Genomic DNA, 17,070 nt, shown 5'->3' with positions numbered 1-17,070 from the left:
GTATGGCCTCAATCTTTGAAATTGAATTGGGAGAAGACTTTCATCGGCTGCATCCCATGATGCAGAAACGCTTTGGCGTCGACGTGAAAGCAGGCTATGCCTGTGTGGGGACAGGTGTCTTTTTCGAAGTCCGACGAGGTTCGTGGTGGACAGTGCCGTTTCTGCGGTTAGGGGCCTTCCGCAATATTCTATTTCCAGACCATGGAACAAACATCCCATTCACGATCGAGAATTATCCCTACATTGACGGTTTTGGCCGCGATACTGTCACCTTTATCCGGACTCTGGAAATGCCCGGCGGCAAGAAACGCCGTTTTGACGCGACAATGGTTCGTAACGAGAAGCGAGGTGCCATTGTCGATTACCTGGGTACTCATCAGCATCTTGCCACGGATCTTCGTCTGGAAGTCCTTCCTGATGGTTCTCTCCACCTGCAAACGAGCGGGCAGCGGTTCTATGAGGGACCCGTGGCATTCAACTTTCCTGAGGTCTTAACGGGTACGGCTGACCTGTACGAAAGCTACGACGAGGATCGCGGCGTGTACAAAATTCAGATGCAGGTACGGAACCCACACTTTGGTTTCCTCTTCGGGTACAAAGGTGAATTTACCTGCCGATTTCCGGCTGCTGTCGGCGACGTCACGCCGGCAGGCCTTAGACCTGTTCGGGAAGAAAAACGTGAGTAGCTAACGAACGGATCTGGCAATTTCATCAGCTCCGGATTGTAGCGAATCTTTGCGGCTGAATACACCCCACGAAAAAAGTTACCTGGACCGGTGAAGTCGTTAAGATGTCGTCACCGCAAGGAACGTGGTCAGCAGTTCTGCTAGGAGATGGCTCCGGCACCGGAAAACAAGAACCAGGCTGGTCTAAGTTAACAATATTTTCGTCTCTGACCCCTAGGCATCCTGTAAACCCAGTTTCGAAGGGAAGGTATGTCAAGAACGAAAATCGTCAACGTATCCATCACCTTGCCTTCGGAATCCAGCCGTCAGAATTTAGCATGGCCCACGAATGGCTCGCCGGTCGTGTGCCACTATTCCAAGTGGAAGGCTCGAAGATCATCCTAGAATTAATCGCTCGCGACGATGACGCGCCCGCAGTTGCTAGTCCGAACGACAACCCGCAAATCTTATCCAATAGTGAAGTCAGACTTGGAGTAGAAATCGTGCTGGGCAATGTAGCACCGTTGTCCGAAAAGTTGAACATTCCCAACTATTTCGATTGTTCGGCTAGCTTCGCAACGGTGGGCGGCTAACACCCCATGTGAGCTTTACACGTAGTCGTCTGTCGATATCTGGAATTGTTCCGAGCCGCGCTGCCTCGCTCCCTGGCGGTGGCGCTGCTCTACGGAACGGCCCCAGCTAGTTCCAATGAGAATGAGTGCAATGCCGCAATACCCGAGGATGCCCAGTTGGTCGCGGGCGATGCTCACTCCGATGACGGCGGCCCACACAGGTTCCGTACCGAGAAGAAGACTTACGCGGGATGGAGAAGTCCGCCTTACCGCCCAGATCTGAACGAAGAACGCGAAGACTGTGCAGACCAGGACCAAGTAGAGGAACATGATTCCTTGCCCGAGACTCAGATCGGAGATGTAATGAGGTACTGATTCTCCGTAGAGAAATGTACCGGCTGTAAAGAGAATCGCACAGGTGCTCAACTGCACAGTCGTCAGGTGTAAGGAGTCCATTGACTTACCCCCGGTGAGTTTATGCATGGAGACAACGTGGGCCGCCCTCAAACCGGCAGCCGCCAGCACCAGTAGATCTCCGGCACTAGGGGAATCGAAGGTCCCGTTTCCGGCAAGTAGGATCACGCCCAGCACCGCAATCACAGCGGCTACGAAGAATTTGGCAGGTAGCGCCCTCCTCGACAGCATGGATTCAAGGATCGGAGTGAATACGATGGTGAGGCTAATGATCAGTCCAGCATTGGTGGCGGAGGTATGTAAGATTCCGAAGGTTTCGAATCCAAAAACAGCCGCCAACAGTACCCCTATGGGTATGCCCGCAATGAGTTCCGCACGCGTCAGGGACTTGCGCCGTAGGCCCACGACGGCTGCCATGACCCCAGCGGCAAGGAGCATCCGCACTGAAAGTAAAGCCAGCACCTTGCCCGGAGCAACCAGGTCCTTCGCTATTAGGTAGGTCGATCCCCAAGACGCGGCGACTAGCAAAAGAAGAAGATCAACACGAAACCGTGAGAGAAATATACCCATAGGCATATCATTCCCCGCCTATGAGCATTAGCACTAGGGTGCAATATTGTTAGAAATGGATTAGTTTGAACTAATGGAACTGGGCCAGCTTCGCGCTTTGAGAGAACTAGGTGACAGGGGCAGTATCGCTGCAGTGGCTGCAGCGATGCATGTCACCCCGTCATCAGTTTCCCAGCAACTCAGTGCGCTGCAACGCCGTGCAGCGACTCCACTAACATTCAAAGACGGACGAAGAACCGCGCTAACGGATGCCGGGCGTGCGTTGGCTTTGGCAGTTGTGGATGTTGAGGTAGCGCTTGAACGGGCGGAGGAAGCTCTCGCGCAGTTCCGCCGAGATCCTCAGGGAATTGTGACAGTTGCTGCTTTCCACAGCGCCGCCTTGGCATTTTTTAGCCCGCTTTTAGCCAACATGATGGACCATGGCAACCCCGTCGTCGCTCTTAGCGACTTCGACGTGGCCCAAGAACGCTTTCCCGCTCTCACCCAGGACCATGACCTGGTCATAGCCCACCGGCTAACGGGCAGTCCTCCGTGGCCAGAATCGGTGCGCGTCGAACCACTCATGTTTGAACCTCTGGACCTCGCAGTTCGTAAGGACCACCGATTGGCAGCACAGGATTCCGTCACCCCTGCAGACCTTCGCGGAGAAACCTGGGTGGCCGTTCATGAGGGATTCCCTTTGCAGAACGCTCTTGAACAAATTGCCGGCATCGGAGGTGTCGAAGCACGCATTGCACATCGGATCAACGAGTTTTTCGTAGCTGCGACTGTGGTTGCTGCCAGCGACTGCGTCGCACTGATGCCCCGCTACACCACTGACATGCGTCTGCACCCCAATCTGGTTCTCAAACGGATCACCGGCCTTGAACCAGGCCGGCACGTGGACTGCCTCATCCGTCCGGAAACCCTAGAGCGCGCAAACGTGAAAAATGTTCTAGCCCAACTGCGAGTCGTAACCGCCAGCATCACCTCGCAAGCCCTTCCTTGTTAGAGGTTAGGACAGTTAGAGGTGAGGACAGTTAGAGGTAAGGACAGTCAGAGGTAAGACAGGCTAGAAGTAGGGCAGGCTAGACGTGAGTCTGCCTGTGCGAGTGGTCCCGTTCGTGAACCACTCGCACAGGCAAGTCTTTTTGTGGACTGTGGTTCCTGACGCTGATTAGGGCGCCGAGTCAACAACTGTGGTTCGGATGGTGGTCCAGCTGATAGTTGCGCCAGCCGGGACGGAGCCCATTGCCTCCATAGTGAGCTGCCGTTCGCCGATCAACTGGCCGTTGGACGGGTCGATGATGATGTCTTGGCGAACGTTTGATACGCCTTCAACCCGGCCGATTGCCACCCCATTTTGGCCGTCCAGCGTAGCCTGATTTTCGGTCACCACGACCCCTGGGATCAGTGCTGCCGCCTTGTAAAGTGCCGCCCGCAAATCGGCAGGAATCAAACCTGTGCGCAGCATGTCGGCGATGTAGACCAGGGCCTCGCCGTCCACGGATTGGCCAGCCCCGAGAGTTTTCAGGTAGATCCCATTGAGCAGCATGCTTGGATCCCTAGAATATCCAGCCAGTTCTTTTTTACTGGGAAAGGTGCTTGTTGAGTCGTAGAACGCACCTTTGGCTGCCTTGAGATGCTCGGAGGTGTTACCTATTTGCTGAGCCTGTTGAAGGGCTATTTCTTTGGCCTGTTCGCTGAAAAATGTCGTAGGTATCCGCCCCGAGCGGTCCCAAACCCATTCGTCGTCGTGGTTCGCCGGCACATACATGGACATCTTCTCGGTGTCGAGCCACTGGACCGTGGTGTTCGAACCAACGCTTTCCGATGGGTCCTGTACACCGTAGGCGCTCAGCCACAGGTTGGTGCTATCAATCTTCAGGTACTGGCCCGGCCCCACGACGGGATCCACCGTCTGGATAGTCAGGGCCGCAGCGTTGTTCAGGACTTCGGCGGCCTCGGCGCTAGCGGCTCCCCGCCAGCCTGCCAAACCAATCACGTTGCCAGCCACCAGAGTGGTGACAAGTCCCAACGTTGCCGCCGTCATGACGGTAATGCGCAAGGTCTTCCGGTAACGTCGTTTGCTCTTCTTGACGCCCGCGGTGGTCATGCGAGACATCAGCTGATCACGACCGACGTCGATCACTGAATCCTTGACGATTGGAATGTCACTGTTCATCTCACGTAGCAATTTCAGCTCGTCCATGCTCTGCCTCCTCGTTCTCGTTTCGGAAAGGTCCGGCCGCATCCTTGAGGACGCGGCGGGCCCGGTTGAGTCGTGACCTCACAGTGCCGACTGGCACCTTGGTTGCCAGGGCGATGCCCTCGTAGCTCAGCTCCGCCCAGGCGTAGAGAAGGATGCATTCCCTATCAGCCGCAGAGAGTCCGCGCAGCGCACCAGCCAAGACTGAGGTGGCTGCCGCAGCATCGAGTTGTTCGGCAATCCTGTCTGTGCTGTCCGCATAGGAATCACGGCCAGAGGATTTGGCGAGAACTTTGAGGATTTTTGCCTCGGCCCGGTGGTGTTTGCGCAGCAGGTTCGTTGCGATGCCGAAGAGCCAGGGTCTAGCGTCGTTCCAGGTCTGGTCGAAGGAGTCCCGCCGCTCAAAGGCGACGAGGAAGGTTTCGGCCATGACGTCCTCGGCTGCCGATTCACCGGCGCGGCGGGCAGCGTACCGGTGGATCATTCGTGCGTATTTGTCGTAGAGCTCGGTGAAGGCTTGAGGGCTTTCACTGGATCTGCGAATGATGTCGGCGTCTGTAGTCACACTATGTATTACCCATTGGGCGGCAAAGAGTTCACGGGGAAGTAGAAACCTTTACAATCGTGGTGTTGAAAACGAGCGAAAAAGCCGCCAAATAGGCGGGAAGTGAGTGGGTACGTGGACCAGACCGGCCCGACTCTCTCAGTGTTCCAACCCTAGCAAGGAGCCCTGCTTAGAATTCGAAACCTCTACGCCTCCCACATATAGCATGCAAAAGTGTCCCGTAAGAGGTCAAAATGGCAGCATAGAATTGGATCCACGCAAGCGAAAGTGAAAGTAATAACCTAATACGGAGTCCGAAGCAAGGAAACGTTCGCTATGGTCAAATCTTCTGATGGCTACCTCTGGCAGCTAGTGCATACTGAACGCGCTGCACTTGCGCGGGAGCTGGCGGCGCTCACACCGGAGCAGTGGCACCACCAGAGTCTCTGCGGACGGTGGGACGTGGAAGACGTCGTTGCGCATCTGACCGCTGCAGCGAGCCTGACTCAATGGCCATGGCTCCGCAGTATGGTTATGGCTCGTTTTCAACCCGACGTGCATAACCAGCGGCGCCTCCAAGAACACCGCGGCAATACCTCGGCCGCCACTCTGGAGAGGTTCAGGGCTGTCATTAACAGCAACATTGCTCCTTCCTCTCATACCTCGGCCTATCTGGGTGAAGTGCTAGTTCATGCTCAGGACATACGCCGCGTGCTGGGGTTACCCCATACTCCGAGCATTGAGGCATCGACGGCGGTCGCGGAATTCTACGCGAATCGAAACTTTGCGGTTGCCAGCCGTACCCGTGTCAAAGGGCTGCACCTAAGTGCAGACGATGGTCCTTTTAGCGCCGGGACGGGTCCACGAGTGACTGGGCCAACAATCGCTCTAGTCATGGTGATGGCCGGACGCTGGCAGTACCTTGAGGATCTGCAAGGCCACGGGGTGGAGGCTCTTCGCTCACGGTTGGAAAGCTCCCCAGCGTAGTCGTCCCGGCCAGAAGCAACGTAACTCTCCCGGCACGGCCTTTCCGCTGAGAATGACCTACCGTCACCCGATCGGATGGGGCAGAGGCTTTTGAAACGTTCGGACGGCGTCGGCGGCGATGATGCCCAGCATCACAACTCCACTGATCACTGCTAGAGCTGCAGCGGCTCGGGGATCCCAGAACCAGCCCAACAACAGTCCTATTGCACCCAGAACTGCCATGCTGACTCCCAGGGACGTGAACATGGGAGTGTGGAAGGCGGCTGCGAAGGGCAAGAAGTGCAGTCCGACGGCGGCCACTATCAAGGCTGACCGTAGTTCGGCATGGCCCGTGTTCTCCAGCAGCGAGGTGCCTAGCCGGATCACTAGGAGCATTGCCACAACGCTACCTAGGTAGATGAAACCGCTTCTTGCGCTGACGCGAGAAGTCTTCGGGAAAGTTCTCGGTATAACAAACACTGCGATCAGGTAGGCCAGCAACGTCACGGCCCAGACAATAATGGACACCACGGGCCAGAGAGCCGGCAAGGCGCCACGGTAGGCCGTGACAAACACTGTTGCCCCGGCTGCCCCAATGAAGGTTCCCCACACCCTGGGGTCCCACACCCGTTGGATGCCTCGAGCACGGATTACAAGCGAACCCTGATCAGTTTCATTCATGGCGCTATTATCCATGAATGAGCACGCTGGCATAGCCAAGAACGCCACCAGAGCCGACACGCCGCAAACGCAAGACACGCCGTTGAAATTAAGTGGGAAAGTACTCCACAGGCTGTGGACATCGTGAGCTTAAACATTGGATTCTCGCGCTTTTCCGGAGAAAAAAACTGTGGACTACTGGTGCATAAAATGACATACTTGTAATACATCATGTTGGGGTTGCCTCCATGTCCGATCACAACATGTAGTATCGAGTACAGCAAAACAAGCGTTACGGGAAAACGTGAAAAACGTTCCCAAAATCGCTGGCGAGGCCCTAGCAGCAGCTGTCAGGCCACACCAACAGCGAGCGACCCGAAAGGGACGCAAAGGCCAGCTTTGTGGACATGAATTTTTGTATAAAAGGGGATCTCGATCATGACCGTTACGGTTTACACCAAGCCTGCGTGTGTGCAGTGCAATGCCACCTACCGGGCGTTGGACAAAAAAGGCATCACTTACCAGAGCGTGGACATCACACAAGATGCTGACGCGCTTGAACAGCTACTGAGTCTGGGATACCAGCAGGCGCCGGTCGTCATCACTGACGCCGACCACTGGTCGGGATTCCGTCCAGATAAGATTGCCGCAATTAACCAAGGTGTCGCCGCGAACGTAGCGTGATCCGTGGCGGAAAAACTCCGTCGCACCTTGGAACTTCGTACTGAGAGATCCCGTTCCCAGGAACGGAATCAGGGATTTCCTAAATGAGTACGTAGGGAAACACTCGCTCGTCGAAGAATTTCATTAGCGCCGACCGGCGCAAGCGTGGGGCTGGCCGTCAAATGGCTGGCCCCACAACAGCAGGAGCACGTAAAGTCAGGACAGCAGGAAGCGATGACACCCTCATCCGTTGCAGCGACATCAGCAACCAGCCTGGAAATTGGCCCGAGCACCAGCAGCCAGTTGATTTACTTTTCCTCGATTTCCGAAAACACACACCGGTTTGTAAAAAAACTGGGCGTGGAAGCGGCACGGTTGCCGGTGTACACGCGCGATGAAACACTGTTGGCCAAGGCGCCTTTTGTTCTAGTCCTGCCTACCTATGGCGGAGACTCAGGGCACGGAGCAGTTCCTAAACAGGTCATAAAGTTCCTCAATGTTGCACAAAATCGTACCCTAATCCGTGGCGTTATCGGGGCCGGGAACACAAATTTTGGTGAAACGTATTGTCTGGCCGGGGACATCATCTCGGTCAAATGCCAAGTACCGCATCTCTACCGTTTTGAATTGATGGGCACGTCGGAAGACGTGGACCGCGTTCACGAAGGATTGGAAGAATTTTGGACACGATTGTCTCTGAATCAGACGCAGCAGTGAAGAAGTCGCAAGCTATGCCCACGGGAGGGGAAAGCATGGGCTATCACGAGCTCAATGCCATGCTGAACCTGTACAACGCGGACGGTAAAATCCAGTTTGAAGCTGACCGCGCCGCTGCCCGTCAATACTTCTTGCAGCACGTGAACAACAACACCGTCTTCTTCCATGACCTGGAAGAGAAGCTCGACTACTTGGTGAAGAACGAGTACTACGAGCGCGAGACCCTTGACCAGTACACGATGAACTTCATCCGTGACCTGTACAACCACGCCTACAAGAAAAAGTTCCGGTTCGAGACCTTCTTGGGCGCGTTCAAGTTCTACACCTCATATACGCTCAAAACCTTTGACGGCAACCGTTTCCTGGAGCGCTACGAGGACCGCGTATGCATGGTGGCCCTTCATCTGGCCCGAGGAGATGAGCAACTGGCGCTGAAGATGGTGGATGAGATCATCGGAGGTCGCTTCCAGCCGGCCACACCAACCTTCCTCAATGCCGGGAAGAAACAGCGCGGCGAGCTAGTGTCCTGCTTCTTGTTGCGCATTGAAGACAATATGGAATCGATCGGGCGCTCCATCAACTCGGCCCTTCAGCTTTCCAAGCGTGGTGGGGGAGTGGCCTTCGCTCTGACAAACATCCGCGAAGTGGGTGCTCCGATCAAGCAGATCGAGAACCAGTCTTCCGGCGTCATCCCTGTCATGAAGCTCCTCGAAGATAGCTTCTCCTATGCCAACCAGCTCGGCGCACGTCAGGGTGCAGGCGCCGTATACCTGCACGCACACCACCCCGACATCAACCGTTTCCTAGACACCAAACGCGAGAACGCTGATGAGAAAGTCCGTATCAAAACGCTCTCCTTGGGTGTTGTGGTCCCGGACATCACCTTTGAGCTCGCCAAGCGTGACGAGGACATGTACCTGTTCTCTCCATACGACGTTGAAAAAGTCTATGGCGTGCCGTTCTCCGATATTTCTGTCACGGAGAAGTACTACGAAATGGTGGACGACGCCAGGATCAAGAAGACCAAGATCAAGGCCCGCGAGTTCTTCCAGACCCTCGCGGAGATCCAGTTTGAATCTGGCTATCCCTACATCATGTTTGAAGACACGGTGAACCGGGCCAACCCGATCGACGGCAAGATCATCATGAGTAACTTGTGCTCGGAAATTCTTCAGGTTTCCGCGCCCACCAAGTACAACGATGATCTCTCCTACGCCGAAACGGGCAAGGACATCTCCTGCAACTTGGGCTCGTTGAACATTGCAAAGACCATGGACTCTCCGGACTTCGGCAGCACCATTGATACGGCCATTCGCACCCTGACAGCTGTCTCTGACATGTCCCACATCGGTTCCGTTCCCTCGATCGCCAAGGGTAACGATCAATCGCATGCCATTGGTCTTGGCCAAATGAACCTGCACGGCTACTTGGCCCGTGAGCGGGTCCATTACGGCTCGGAAGAGGGCTTGGATTTCACCAACATCTACTTCTACACCGTGGTTTACCACTGCCTCCTTGCATCGAACAAGATTGCCATGGAGACAGGTTCCACCTTCGCTGGCTTTGAGAAGTCGAGCTACGCAAGTGGGACGTTCTTTGACAAGTACACGGATGGCGAATGGGTCCCTTCGACCCAGCGTGTTGTGGAACTCTTTGACGGCATCACGATTCCCACGCAGGATGACTGGCGTGCGTTGAAGGCTTCCATCATGGAGCACGGGATCTACAACCAGAACCTCCAGGCTGTCCCGCCCACCGGTTCCATCAGCTACATCAACAACTCCACGTCTTCAATCCACCCTGTGGCTTCGAAGATCGAGATCCGCAAGGAAGGCAAGCTGGGCCGCGTGTACTACCCGGCTCCGTACTTGACGAACGATAACTTGGAGTTCTACCAGGACGCGTACGAGATCGGGTTTGAGAAGATCATCGACACCTACGCGGTCGCCACCCAGCACGTGGATCAGGGTCTGTCCCTGACGCTGTTCTTCAAGGACACCGCCACCACGCGCGATATCAACAAGGCCCAGATCTACGCGTGGAAGAAGGGCATCAAGACCATCTACTACATCCGTCTGCGCCAGCTTGCGCTAGAAGGAACAGAAGTGGAAGGCTGCGTCAGCTGCATGCTGTGACGCATAACTGAAGAGCACGACGGCGGGCACCACCCGCCGTCGTACCTTCGGCTTAGGATAAACGTAGGCTCTGCGGAGTCCCAAGGTTTAGTGGAGAGAGAAAAACGATGACACCGGAAAAGCTGAAGTTGGCGAGCCACGTTGTGGCCATCAACTGGAACCGCATCGAGGACGAGAAGGACGTAGAAGTCTGGAACCGCCTGTGCAACAACTTCTGGCTGCCCGAGAAGGTGCCGTTGTCCAATGACATTCAGTCCTGGGCCACTCTGACACCGGAGGAGCAACTGCTCACCATGCGCGTGTTCACTGGCCTGACATTGCTGGACACCTTGCAGGGCACCGTGGGCGCCGTCTCGCTGATTCCGGACGCCATCACCCCGCATGAGGAAGCCGTCTATACGAACATTGCGTTCATGGAATCGGTGCATGCCAAGAGCTACTCATCAATCTTCTCCACGCTGTGCTCCACGAAGGAAATTGACGAGGCCTTCCGGTGGTCGGTGGAGAACGTGAACTTGCAAAAGAAGGCTCAGATCGTTGAGTCTTACTATTACGGGGACGACCCTCTCAAGCGCAAGATCGCCTCGACACTGCTTGAGTCGTTCCTGTTCTACTCGGGTTTCTACTTGCCCATGTATTGGTCTTCACGGGCAAAGCTGACAAACACGGCAGACCTGATCCGCCTGATCATCCGGGACGAGGCTGTACACGGATACTACATCGGCTACAAGTATCAAAAGGGTCTGGAAGGCCTGTCTGAGGAGCGCAAAGCGGAGCTGAAGGACTACACTTTCGAGCTGATGTACGAACTGTATGAGAATGAAGTTCAGTACACTCATGACCTCTACGATTCCGTTGGCCTAGCCGAAGACGTCAAAAAGTTCTTGCACTACAACGCCAACAAGGCGCTGATGAACTTGGGCTACGAGGCCATGTTCCCGGCCGCCGTGACAGACGTCAATCCTGCTATCCTCTCCGCTCTTTCACCGAACGCTGACGAGAACCACGATTTCTTCTCCGGGTCAGGCTCCTCCTACGTGATCGGCAAAGCGGTCAATACCGAAGACGACGACTGGGACTTCTAGCCCTTGTCCACATCTGATCCAACAGCTGCAGCAGCCCGATTCAGCCGGGATGCTGCAGCTGTGGTGCGTCCAGGACCCGTCACTGGCCACCGCGACCCCGGGGATGCTTGGGTTGACGGGGAAGCCGGAAAATTTTGGGGCCGGTTCGGCTCTGCTGGTCTTTTGGTGTTCGACGCCGACCGGGGGGTGTTGCTCCAACACCGCGCCATCTGGTCCGATCACGGGGGCACTTGGGGTCTTCCTGGTGGGGCCCGCCACCAACATGAAAGCGCCGTTGACGGCGCCCTGCGCGAGGCTTGGGAGGAGGCTCTAGTTCCTGCGGAGAACGTGGAAACTCTTTTCACGTCCGTCTATGACGTTGGTTACTGGACTTACACCACCGTTGCTGTGAGCGTGGTGACACCTTTTGAAGCCGTTATCAGCGACCCGGAGAGCCTGGCGCTTGAGTGGGTCCCGCTGCACCGTGTTGATCAGTTGAGGCTGCACCCAGGGTTCGTGACAGCATGGCCAACGTTGCGAAAAAGGCTCGAAGATATCCTGAACTCCTAGCTAACAGGTGGTTGATGCCCCTTCATAGCCGGCTGTGGATTCCGGACCCACAAGTGCCACCAAAAAATCAGATTCGGGCGTGAACGGATGCAGCTGCCACGTGGAAAAATTCCCCGTGACAAAGAGACCAGCGTCTTCTACGTCTGCGAAAAAGTCCGGAAAACCATAGCCGCGGCCTGCCCCGAACCCCACGACTGCCCGGCCCTGCGGGGCAAGGTGCTCCCGAAAATGAGTGAGTACGGTTGGTGCCGAACCCGGCGCCAAAAACGCCATGACATTTCCGGCACACACGATTAAGTCGAATTGCTCTCCTGGGATGTTCAGTTCGGTCAGGTCACCTAAACGCCAGCTGGCACCGGGATGTTCCTGACGTGCGGCATCGATGAGCTCGGCGTCCAGATCAACGCCAATCACCGTGTGCCCGCGCCTACTCAGTTCCCCACCAATCCGACCCATGCCGCACCCTGCATCCAAGATGCGCGACGCCGGGGCCACCAATGAATCGGCGAACCGAGCCTCGCCATCCACGTCAACACCGTCGGCCTTCAGATTCGCAAAGCGAGCCATGAAAGAAGCCGAATGGCCAGGGTTCGTACGATTTTTCGCCACCCACAAGTTCTCGCTATTCATGCGCCAAGGCTACCGGGTTTCGGGCAGGCCAAGGCCCAATAATTCCATCGTGGTGGCTCGCATATCCATCTTGCGCACCTTGCCAGTGACTGTCATCGGGAACTCATCCACCACCAAAACGTAGCGCGGTACCTTGTATCTGGAAAGATGCCCCTCGCAGAACTGCGCCACAGCGGCCGAATCCAAAGGTGTTGCACCGGGCTTCATGAGAATCCAGGCGCATAGTTCCTCCCCATATTTAGTGTCTGGGACCCCAATGACTTGGACATCGGCAACATCGGGATGGGTGTAGAGGAATTCTTCAATCTCGCGAGGATAGAGGTTCTCTCCGCCACGGATCACCATGTCCTTGATGCGGCCCACAATGTTGACATACCCGTCAGTAAACATCACGGCAAGATCGCCCGTATGCATCCACCGGGCCGGGTCAATGGCTGCGGCGGTCTTCTCCGGATCATTCCAGTACCCCAGCATCACACTGTAACCGCGCGTGCAAAATTCGCCCGGCTCCCCGCGTGGAACTGTTAGACCTGTCACCGGGTCCACAATCTTCACTTCAAGATGAGGGTGAACCCGGCCCACGGTTTCGGTCCGGTGCGCCACGTCGTCGTCCGGCTGTGTCTGCATGGAAACAGGCGAGGTCTCGGTCATGCCGTAGGCGATCGATACCGCCCCCATGTGCATTTCGCTCATGCACCGTTTCATGACTTCCACCGGGCACGGGGAACCGGCCATGATGCCGGTGCGAAGGCTGGAGAGGTCGTAGGAGTGAAAGTTCTCCAAGTTTTGTTCGGCAATGAACATGGTCGGAACACCATAGAGCGTGGTGCAGCGTTCATCTTGGACGGCCTGTAATGTTGCTGCGCCATCAAATGAGGGGGCTGGAATGACGATTGCGGCTCCGTGCGAGGTGGCGCCCAAATTGCACATGACCATCCCGAAGCAGTGGTAGAACGGCACGGGGACGCATAATCTGTCCTGCTCGGTGAAGTTGAGAGTCTCCGTGACAAAATAGCCGTTGTTGAGGATGTTGTGATGACTGAGTGTGGCGCCCTTGGGTGATCCGGTCGTCCCGGAAGTGTATTGGATGTTGATGGGCTCATCTGCGCTAAGGCTCGCCATGGCCTGCTCGACGGCGGAAGCGGGGAACGCCTCTCCACCCTTTACGAGCGTTTCCCAGGAAGCTGTACCGATATAGACGACTTCGGTCAGCCCCGGACATTCGGGGCTAACCTGCTCAATCATGGCAGCATAATCCGAGCCACGGAACTGGGGTAATGCCACGATCATGCGCATGCCGGACTGTTGGACAGCGTACTTGAGCTCATGTTTGCGGTAGGACGGGTTGACGTTGACCAGGATGGCACCGATTTTTGCGGTGGCGTATTGGATGAGCACCCATTCGGGAACATTCGGTGCCCAGATACCGACTCTGTCTCCTTTACTCACACCGACGGCGAGTAAGCCGCGGGCCAGGGCATCGACGTCGCTATTTAGTGCAGTGTACGTCCAGCGCCGACCCGAAGGCACGTCAATAAGTGCCTCCCGGTCCGGGAATTTTGTCACTGTGCGCAGGAGGTTCGCACCAATCGTGTCACCGAGCAACGGCGTGGTGGAGGTACCTGACGTGTAAGAAGACTGAACATCGGAGGTCATAAGGCGATGCTAGTACCTCCGTGAGTTAATGTGTACTAACTCACATTCTGAAGGTCATAGATCACCCACCATGCGCGGTCTTCACATTGAGATACGTCTTTGGGTAGGCTGGCCGCGTGGCTATACATCACCGAATGCTCTCACTATCCGTCCTTCTAAGCTTGGGAGGGATAGCGCTCACCGGATGCTCTTCGCCGGAAGCCGATCCGCAGGAAAGTTCTCTTGCGGGGGCGGGGTCCTCGAGTGTATTGAGTTCTCCGATGCCGGTTCAGAGCCCAACGGGCCAAGCCAGCGGCTACTTTATCGAAGCGGATGACAGCGATAATTCGTCAAACTTATTACTCGCAGACGCGCCTCCGGCCCCCAGCGGGAACGACTACGACATCTACACGGACGCTGGAAAAGCCGCCTTCAATAAGGCTGTCGATCAATGGAAAGCGCAGCTGACACCAGCGCAGCGGGCGCAGCTTGAGGAAGCAGCAAACGCCGAAGTAGAACCCGGTGATGATGCTGAATTTGACTGGTTTGAAAGTCTTGCCCCAGAACTGCGACGGACGTGCGTTCAAATGCCGATTATCGGTGTTTCACTTGTAGCCCTCCACCTTCCCGGCACAGGAACCAGCGGAAGCGAGCTGCCCACTACGGTAGCCAAATCAATCAAGGACATCAGCGATCTGCAAACAGACACCGACCTGAAGGCGTTGTTGAACTCGTTGTCCTCAGCCATTGCTCGTCATGCCCATGAGATGCCTCCCATCGACGATCCAGTGATTACCCAGGGTGAATCTGAGCTGACCGACTGGATTTCCGCTCACTGCACTATGGATGGCCATTAGGGGATACTGACAGGCGTTCGATAAGATTGCATAGAAGCCATAAGGAAATATTTCTATGGTTCACTTTGCTCCAGGAGGTAGCCAGCTCGTGATGGAAAGCATCGCATCCCTACCATTCCTGTGGGCCTATGTGATTCTATTCTGCATAGTTATGCTCCGCTCCAACGCCACCTACTGGGCTGGCCGTGGCATTGCCGCCGGTGGGCGTAAAACGCGGATGCAAAGGTACCTTGACTCACCAGCGGTCGCGAGAGCAGAGCAGTCAATAGCGCGCTGGGGTGCCCCGGCCGTCAGCGTGAGCTTTCTTACCATCGGCTTCCAAACGGCTGTCAATCTAGCGGCAGGCTTTGGACGGATGCCGTTACGACGCTACATTCCGGCCACCGTGGTCGGTGCAATGGCGTGGGCTGGTATTTACGCAACGATCGGACTGGCAGCCTTTGACGCGGCGATCGCCGCTGCGGCGGGTTCCCCGTGGGCATTGGCTATTTTGCTCCTTACTGTCGGCGCTGCACTGCTAGCAATTCATCTGATCCGCGTCTCTCGGCGCCGAAAGCTTGATGTAGCCGCACTCAATGACTGCCCGGTCATGAATCCTGAGGCTGCAGCCTCTCCGTCAGTTATCAATCCCTAACTGACTGTAGAGTTTTAGTCATGCAAGCATCCACTTCCTCGGTCCCCTCCGACGTGTCTGCGTACTACAGGCACCTTGGCGGCAACCGCTTTGAATCCACGATCCATGCGCAAGGCGCTTGGAACGCCCACGAACAGCACATGGCACCAGTAGCAGGCCTTCTAGTCAGAGAGCTGGAGGCGTTCGAGCCACGGGAGGGCATGCGCCTGACGCGTTTCAACTTTGACATTCTTGGTCTGATACCGGCTGGTGAGTTTTCCATTAACACCACGGTTCTTCGCCCGGGGCGCACCATCGAGTTGTTGCAAGCGGAAATGGTCGCTGGCGGACGGACAGCCGTTCGGCTGACGGCATGGCGCATGAAGACCCTTGAAACAGCGGAAGTTGCTGGATGCGAGGACGATCCCATGCCGCCCGTGGAAGAGTCCGTGGAATGGGAAGGCATGAACGTTTGGCCAGGAGGGTTCATCGCTTCACTAGAGGCCCGCACAGCCCCCGAACACCGAGCGGGGCGTGGACTGGCCTGGCTGCGGACCAACTACCCTATGGTTGACGGCGAACCGTCCAGCCCGCTCGTGCGCCTCCTTGGTCTTGTCGACGCGGCCAACGGCGTCTCCTCACGAGTGACGCCTGGCCAGGGTAGCTACATGTTCCCCAACGTCGACTTATCCATTCATGTGTACCGCGAACCCGTTGGAGAATGGTTGGGCTTGGCAACACGCGTCACGTTTGCCGGGGACGGCATCGGCTTGACAGCCTCCGTGTTGCACGATTCCCAAGGTCCCTTCGGGCGTGCTGAGCAAATTCTAACCGTTCGGCCCATTGCACCGAGCAAGTGAGCGTCGAACTGGCGCCGGTCCTTGAGATCTTTCGCCAGAAACAATCCTTGGGGGCAGAAGAAGACCTCAACCACGGCTTGGACTTGCTTGCGGAAGTGAAAAATGGGCAGCGCCCAGCGCTACTGCGCATGTACCGTCCACAGCCCACCGTGGCGTTCGGTCAGCGTGACACTCGGCTGCCAGGCTTCGCTGGTGCGCAAGCCGCCAGCCGTGCGCACGGCTTTTTCCCAGCGGTTCGGCGTGCTGGCGGGCGCGCAGCCGCTTACCACCAAGGCACTTTGGTGGTGGATCACATCCAGCCAGCACAAGACGCCATCGCGGCTGCGAAAACACGGTTCAGCTTTTTTGGAGATCTCTTTTCTGAAGCTCTCCGCTCCTTGGGTGTGGACGCAGGGGTTGGTGAGATACCGGGAGAGTATTGCCCGGGCGAGTTCAGCGTGTTTGGGCGGGGTACACCTAGTCCGCTGAAGTTAGTCGGTACGGCCCAGCGGGTTGTTTCCGGAGCCTGGTTCTTTAGTTCCGTGATCGTAGTAGAACGCTCAGCACCCATCCGTGACGTTCTTGTGGACACCTATGATGCCCTTGACTTGGTCTGGGACCCGCGCACGGCAGGTGCCGCGGAGGACCTGGTTGCTGGTATCACAGTCGACGACGTGGAAGCCGCGGTACTGGCTGCTTACAGCTCCCACGTCGACTTTGACTAAGACACGTCAGCTCTGCACCTTGATGGAGCGCCTGCTTGATGCA

19 protein-coding genes are annotated in these 17,070 nt (G+C 56.3%); 13 read left to right on the top strand and 6 right to left on the bottom strand.

What is annotated here, in order from left to right; genetic code table 11:
• Positions 1-2: 2 nt before the first annotated feature.
• The gene (locus tag LOH53_RS09100) at positions 3-686 is read left to right on the top strand and encodes a DUF4166 domain-containing protein (protein ID WP_230067424.1); all 684 of its coding nucleotides are present in this window, start codon (positions 3-5) and stop codon (positions 684-686) included.
• Positions 687-1,003: 317 nt separating this feature from the next.
• Complete coding sequence (locus LOH53_RS09095; protein ID WP_230067423.1) at positions 1,004-1,258, top strand: hypothetical protein; 255 nt, start codon at positions 1,004-1,006, stop codon at positions 1,256-1,258.
• A gap of 15 nt (positions 1,259-1,273) precedes the next feature.
• On the opposite strand, the gene LOH53_RS09090 is transcribed toward LOH53_RS09095, so the two are convergent.
• The gene (locus LOH53_RS09090; protein WP_230067422.1) at positions 1,274-2,221 is read right to left on the bottom strand and encodes a DMT family transporter; all 948 of its coding nucleotides are present in this window, start codon (positions 2,219-2,221) and stop codon (positions 1,274-1,276) included.
• Between the two features lie 73 nt (positions 2,222-2,294).
• Between LOH53_RS09090 and LOH53_RS09085 the strand changes: the two genes are divergently transcribed.
• Positions 2,295-3,212: a LysR family transcriptional regulator gene (locus LOH53_RS09085; RefSeq protein WP_230067421.1), complete on the top strand. Its 918-nt coding sequence runs from the start codon at positions 2,295-2,297 to the stop codon at positions 3,210-3,212.
• A gap of 165 nt (positions 3,213-3,377) precedes the next feature.
• Here LOH53_RS09085 and LOH53_RS09080 read toward each other — a convergent pair whose 3' ends face one another.
• Both LOH53_RS09080 and LOH53_RS09075 read right to left on the bottom strand, forming a co-directional pair.
• Positions 3,378-4,412: a CU044_5270 family protein gene (locus tag LOH53_RS09080; RefSeq protein ID WP_230067420.1), complete on the bottom strand. Its 1,035-nt coding sequence runs from the start codon at positions 4,410-4,412 to the stop codon at positions 3,378-3,380.
• Complete coding sequence (locus tag LOH53_RS09075; protein WP_230067419.1) at positions 4,387-4,974, bottom strand: RNA polymerase sigma factor; 588 nt, start codon at positions 4,972-4,974, stop codon at positions 4,387-4,389. Before LOH53_RS09075 ends, LOH53_RS09080 begins: the two co-directional genes overlap by 26 nt.
• A gap of 315 nt (positions 4,975-5,289) precedes the next feature.
• Here LOH53_RS09075 and LOH53_RS09070 point away from each other — a divergent pair, with 315 nt between their 5' ends.
• Entirely contained in the window at positions 5,290-5,940 is a 651-nt protein-coding gene (locus tag LOH53_RS09070; protein ID WP_230067418.1) for a maleylpyruvate isomerase family mycothiol-dependent enzyme, read from the top strand.
• Between the two features lie 63 nt (positions 5,941-6,003).
• Here LOH53_RS09070 and LOH53_RS09065 read toward each other — a convergent pair whose 3' ends face one another.
• On the bottom strand, positions 6,004-6,600 hold the full coding sequence (locus LOH53_RS09065) for a hypothetical protein (RefSeq protein WP_230067417.1): 597 nt from the start codon (positions 6,598-6,600) through the stop codon (positions 6,004-6,006).
• Positions 6,601-7,017: 417 nt separating this feature from the next.
• On the opposite strand from LOH53_RS09065, the gene nrdH reads away from it, so the two are divergent.
• The 5 genes from nrdH to LOH53_RS09040 all read left to right on the top strand — a co-directional run bounded on the left by nrdH (position 7,018) and on the right by LOH53_RS09040 (position 11,728).
• Complete coding sequence (gene nrdH / locus LOH53_RS09060; protein WP_230067416.1) at positions 7,018-7,263, top strand: glutaredoxin-like protein NrdH; 246 nt, start codon at positions 7,018-7,020, stop codon at positions 7,261-7,263.
• Between the two features lie 213 nt (positions 7,264-7,476).
• Positions 7,477-7,959 carry a class Ib ribonucleoside-diphosphate reductase assembly flavoprotein NrdI gene (nrdI, locus tag LOH53_RS09055; protein ID WP_230067524.1) on the top strand — a complete coding sequence of 161 codons (483 nt, stop codon included), beginning with the start codon at positions 7,477-7,479 and terminating at the stop codon, positions 7,957-7,959.
• A 14-nt stretch (positions 7,960-7,973) separates the two neighbouring features.
• Positions 7,974-10,094, top strand: coding sequence for a class 1b ribonucleoside-diphosphate reductase subunit alpha (nrdE, locus tag LOH53_RS09050; RefSeq protein ID WP_230067523.1), 2,121 nt, complete (start codon positions 7,974-7,976; stop codon positions 10,092-10,094).
• A gap of 107 nt (positions 10,095-10,201) precedes the next feature.
• The gene (gene nrdF / locus LOH53_RS09045; protein WP_230067415.1) at positions 10,202-11,179 is read left to right on the top strand and encodes a class 1b ribonucleoside-diphosphate reductase subunit beta; all 978 of its coding nucleotides are present in this window, start codon (positions 10,202-10,204) and stop codon (positions 11,177-11,179) included.
• 60 nt (positions 11,180-11,239) lie between these two features.
• On the top strand, positions 11,240-11,728 hold the full coding sequence (locus tag LOH53_RS09040; protein ID WP_230067522.1) for an NUDIX domain-containing protein: 489 nt from the start codon (positions 11,240-11,242) through the stop codon (positions 11,726-11,728).
• Here the strand turns inward: LOH53_RS09040 and LOH53_RS09035 are convergent, their stop codons facing one another.
• Together LOH53_RS09035 and LOH53_RS09030 are read right to left on the bottom strand one after the other, a co-directional pair.
• The gene (locus LOH53_RS09035) at positions 11,729-12,358 is read right to left on the bottom strand and encodes a class I SAM-dependent methyltransferase (RefSeq protein WP_230067414.1); all 630 of its coding nucleotides are present in this window, start codon (positions 12,356-12,358) and stop codon (positions 11,729-11,731) included. It lies immediately after the preceding gene.
• Between the two features lie 9 nt (positions 12,359-12,367).
• Positions 12,368-14,014: an AMP-binding protein gene (locus LOH53_RS09030; RefSeq protein ID WP_230067413.1), complete on the bottom strand. Its 1,647-nt coding sequence runs from the start codon at positions 14,012-14,014 to the stop codon at positions 12,368-12,370.
• A gap of 260 nt (positions 14,015-14,274) precedes the next feature.
• On the opposite strand from LOH53_RS09030, the gene LOH53_RS09025 reads away from it, so the two are divergent.
• The 4 genes from LOH53_RS09025 to LOH53_RS09010 are packed head-to-tail and all read left to right on the top strand — an operon-like array spanning position 14,275 to position 17,027.
• Positions 14,275-14,850, top strand: coding sequence for a hypothetical protein (locus LOH53_RS09025; protein ID WP_230067412.1), 576 nt, complete (start codon positions 14,275-14,277; stop codon positions 14,848-14,850).
• A gap of 55 nt (positions 14,851-14,905) precedes the next feature.
• Positions 14,906-15,484: a DedA family protein gene (locus LOH53_RS09020; protein WP_230067411.1), complete on the top strand. Its 579-nt coding sequence runs from the start codon at positions 14,906-14,908 to the stop codon at positions 15,482-15,484.
• A 20-nt stretch (positions 15,485-15,504) separates the two neighbouring features.
• The gene (locus LOH53_RS09015; protein WP_230067410.1) at positions 15,505-16,323 is read left to right on the top strand and encodes a thioesterase family protein; all 819 of its coding nucleotides are present in this window, start codon (positions 15,505-15,507) and stop codon (positions 16,321-16,323) included.
• Positions 16,320-17,027: a lipoate--protein ligase family protein gene (locus LOH53_RS09010; RefSeq protein ID WP_230067409.1), complete on the top strand. Its 708-nt coding sequence runs from the start codon at positions 16,320-16,322 to the stop codon at positions 17,025-17,027. The genes LOH53_RS09015 and LOH53_RS09010 overlap by 4 nt, the downstream gene beginning before the upstream one ends.
• The last annotated feature ends 43 nt before the right edge of the window (positions 17,028-17,070 follow it).

Source organism: Arthrobacter cryoconiti, assembly GCF_020905375.1.
In the GTDB taxonomy this organism is placed as follows: domain Bacteria; phylum Actinomycetota; class Actinomycetes; order Actinomycetales; family Micrococcaceae; genus Specibacter; species Specibacter cryoconiti.
Note: the sequence above shows the minus strand (reverse complement) of the source record. Positions and strands in the feature narration are given on the sequence as shown.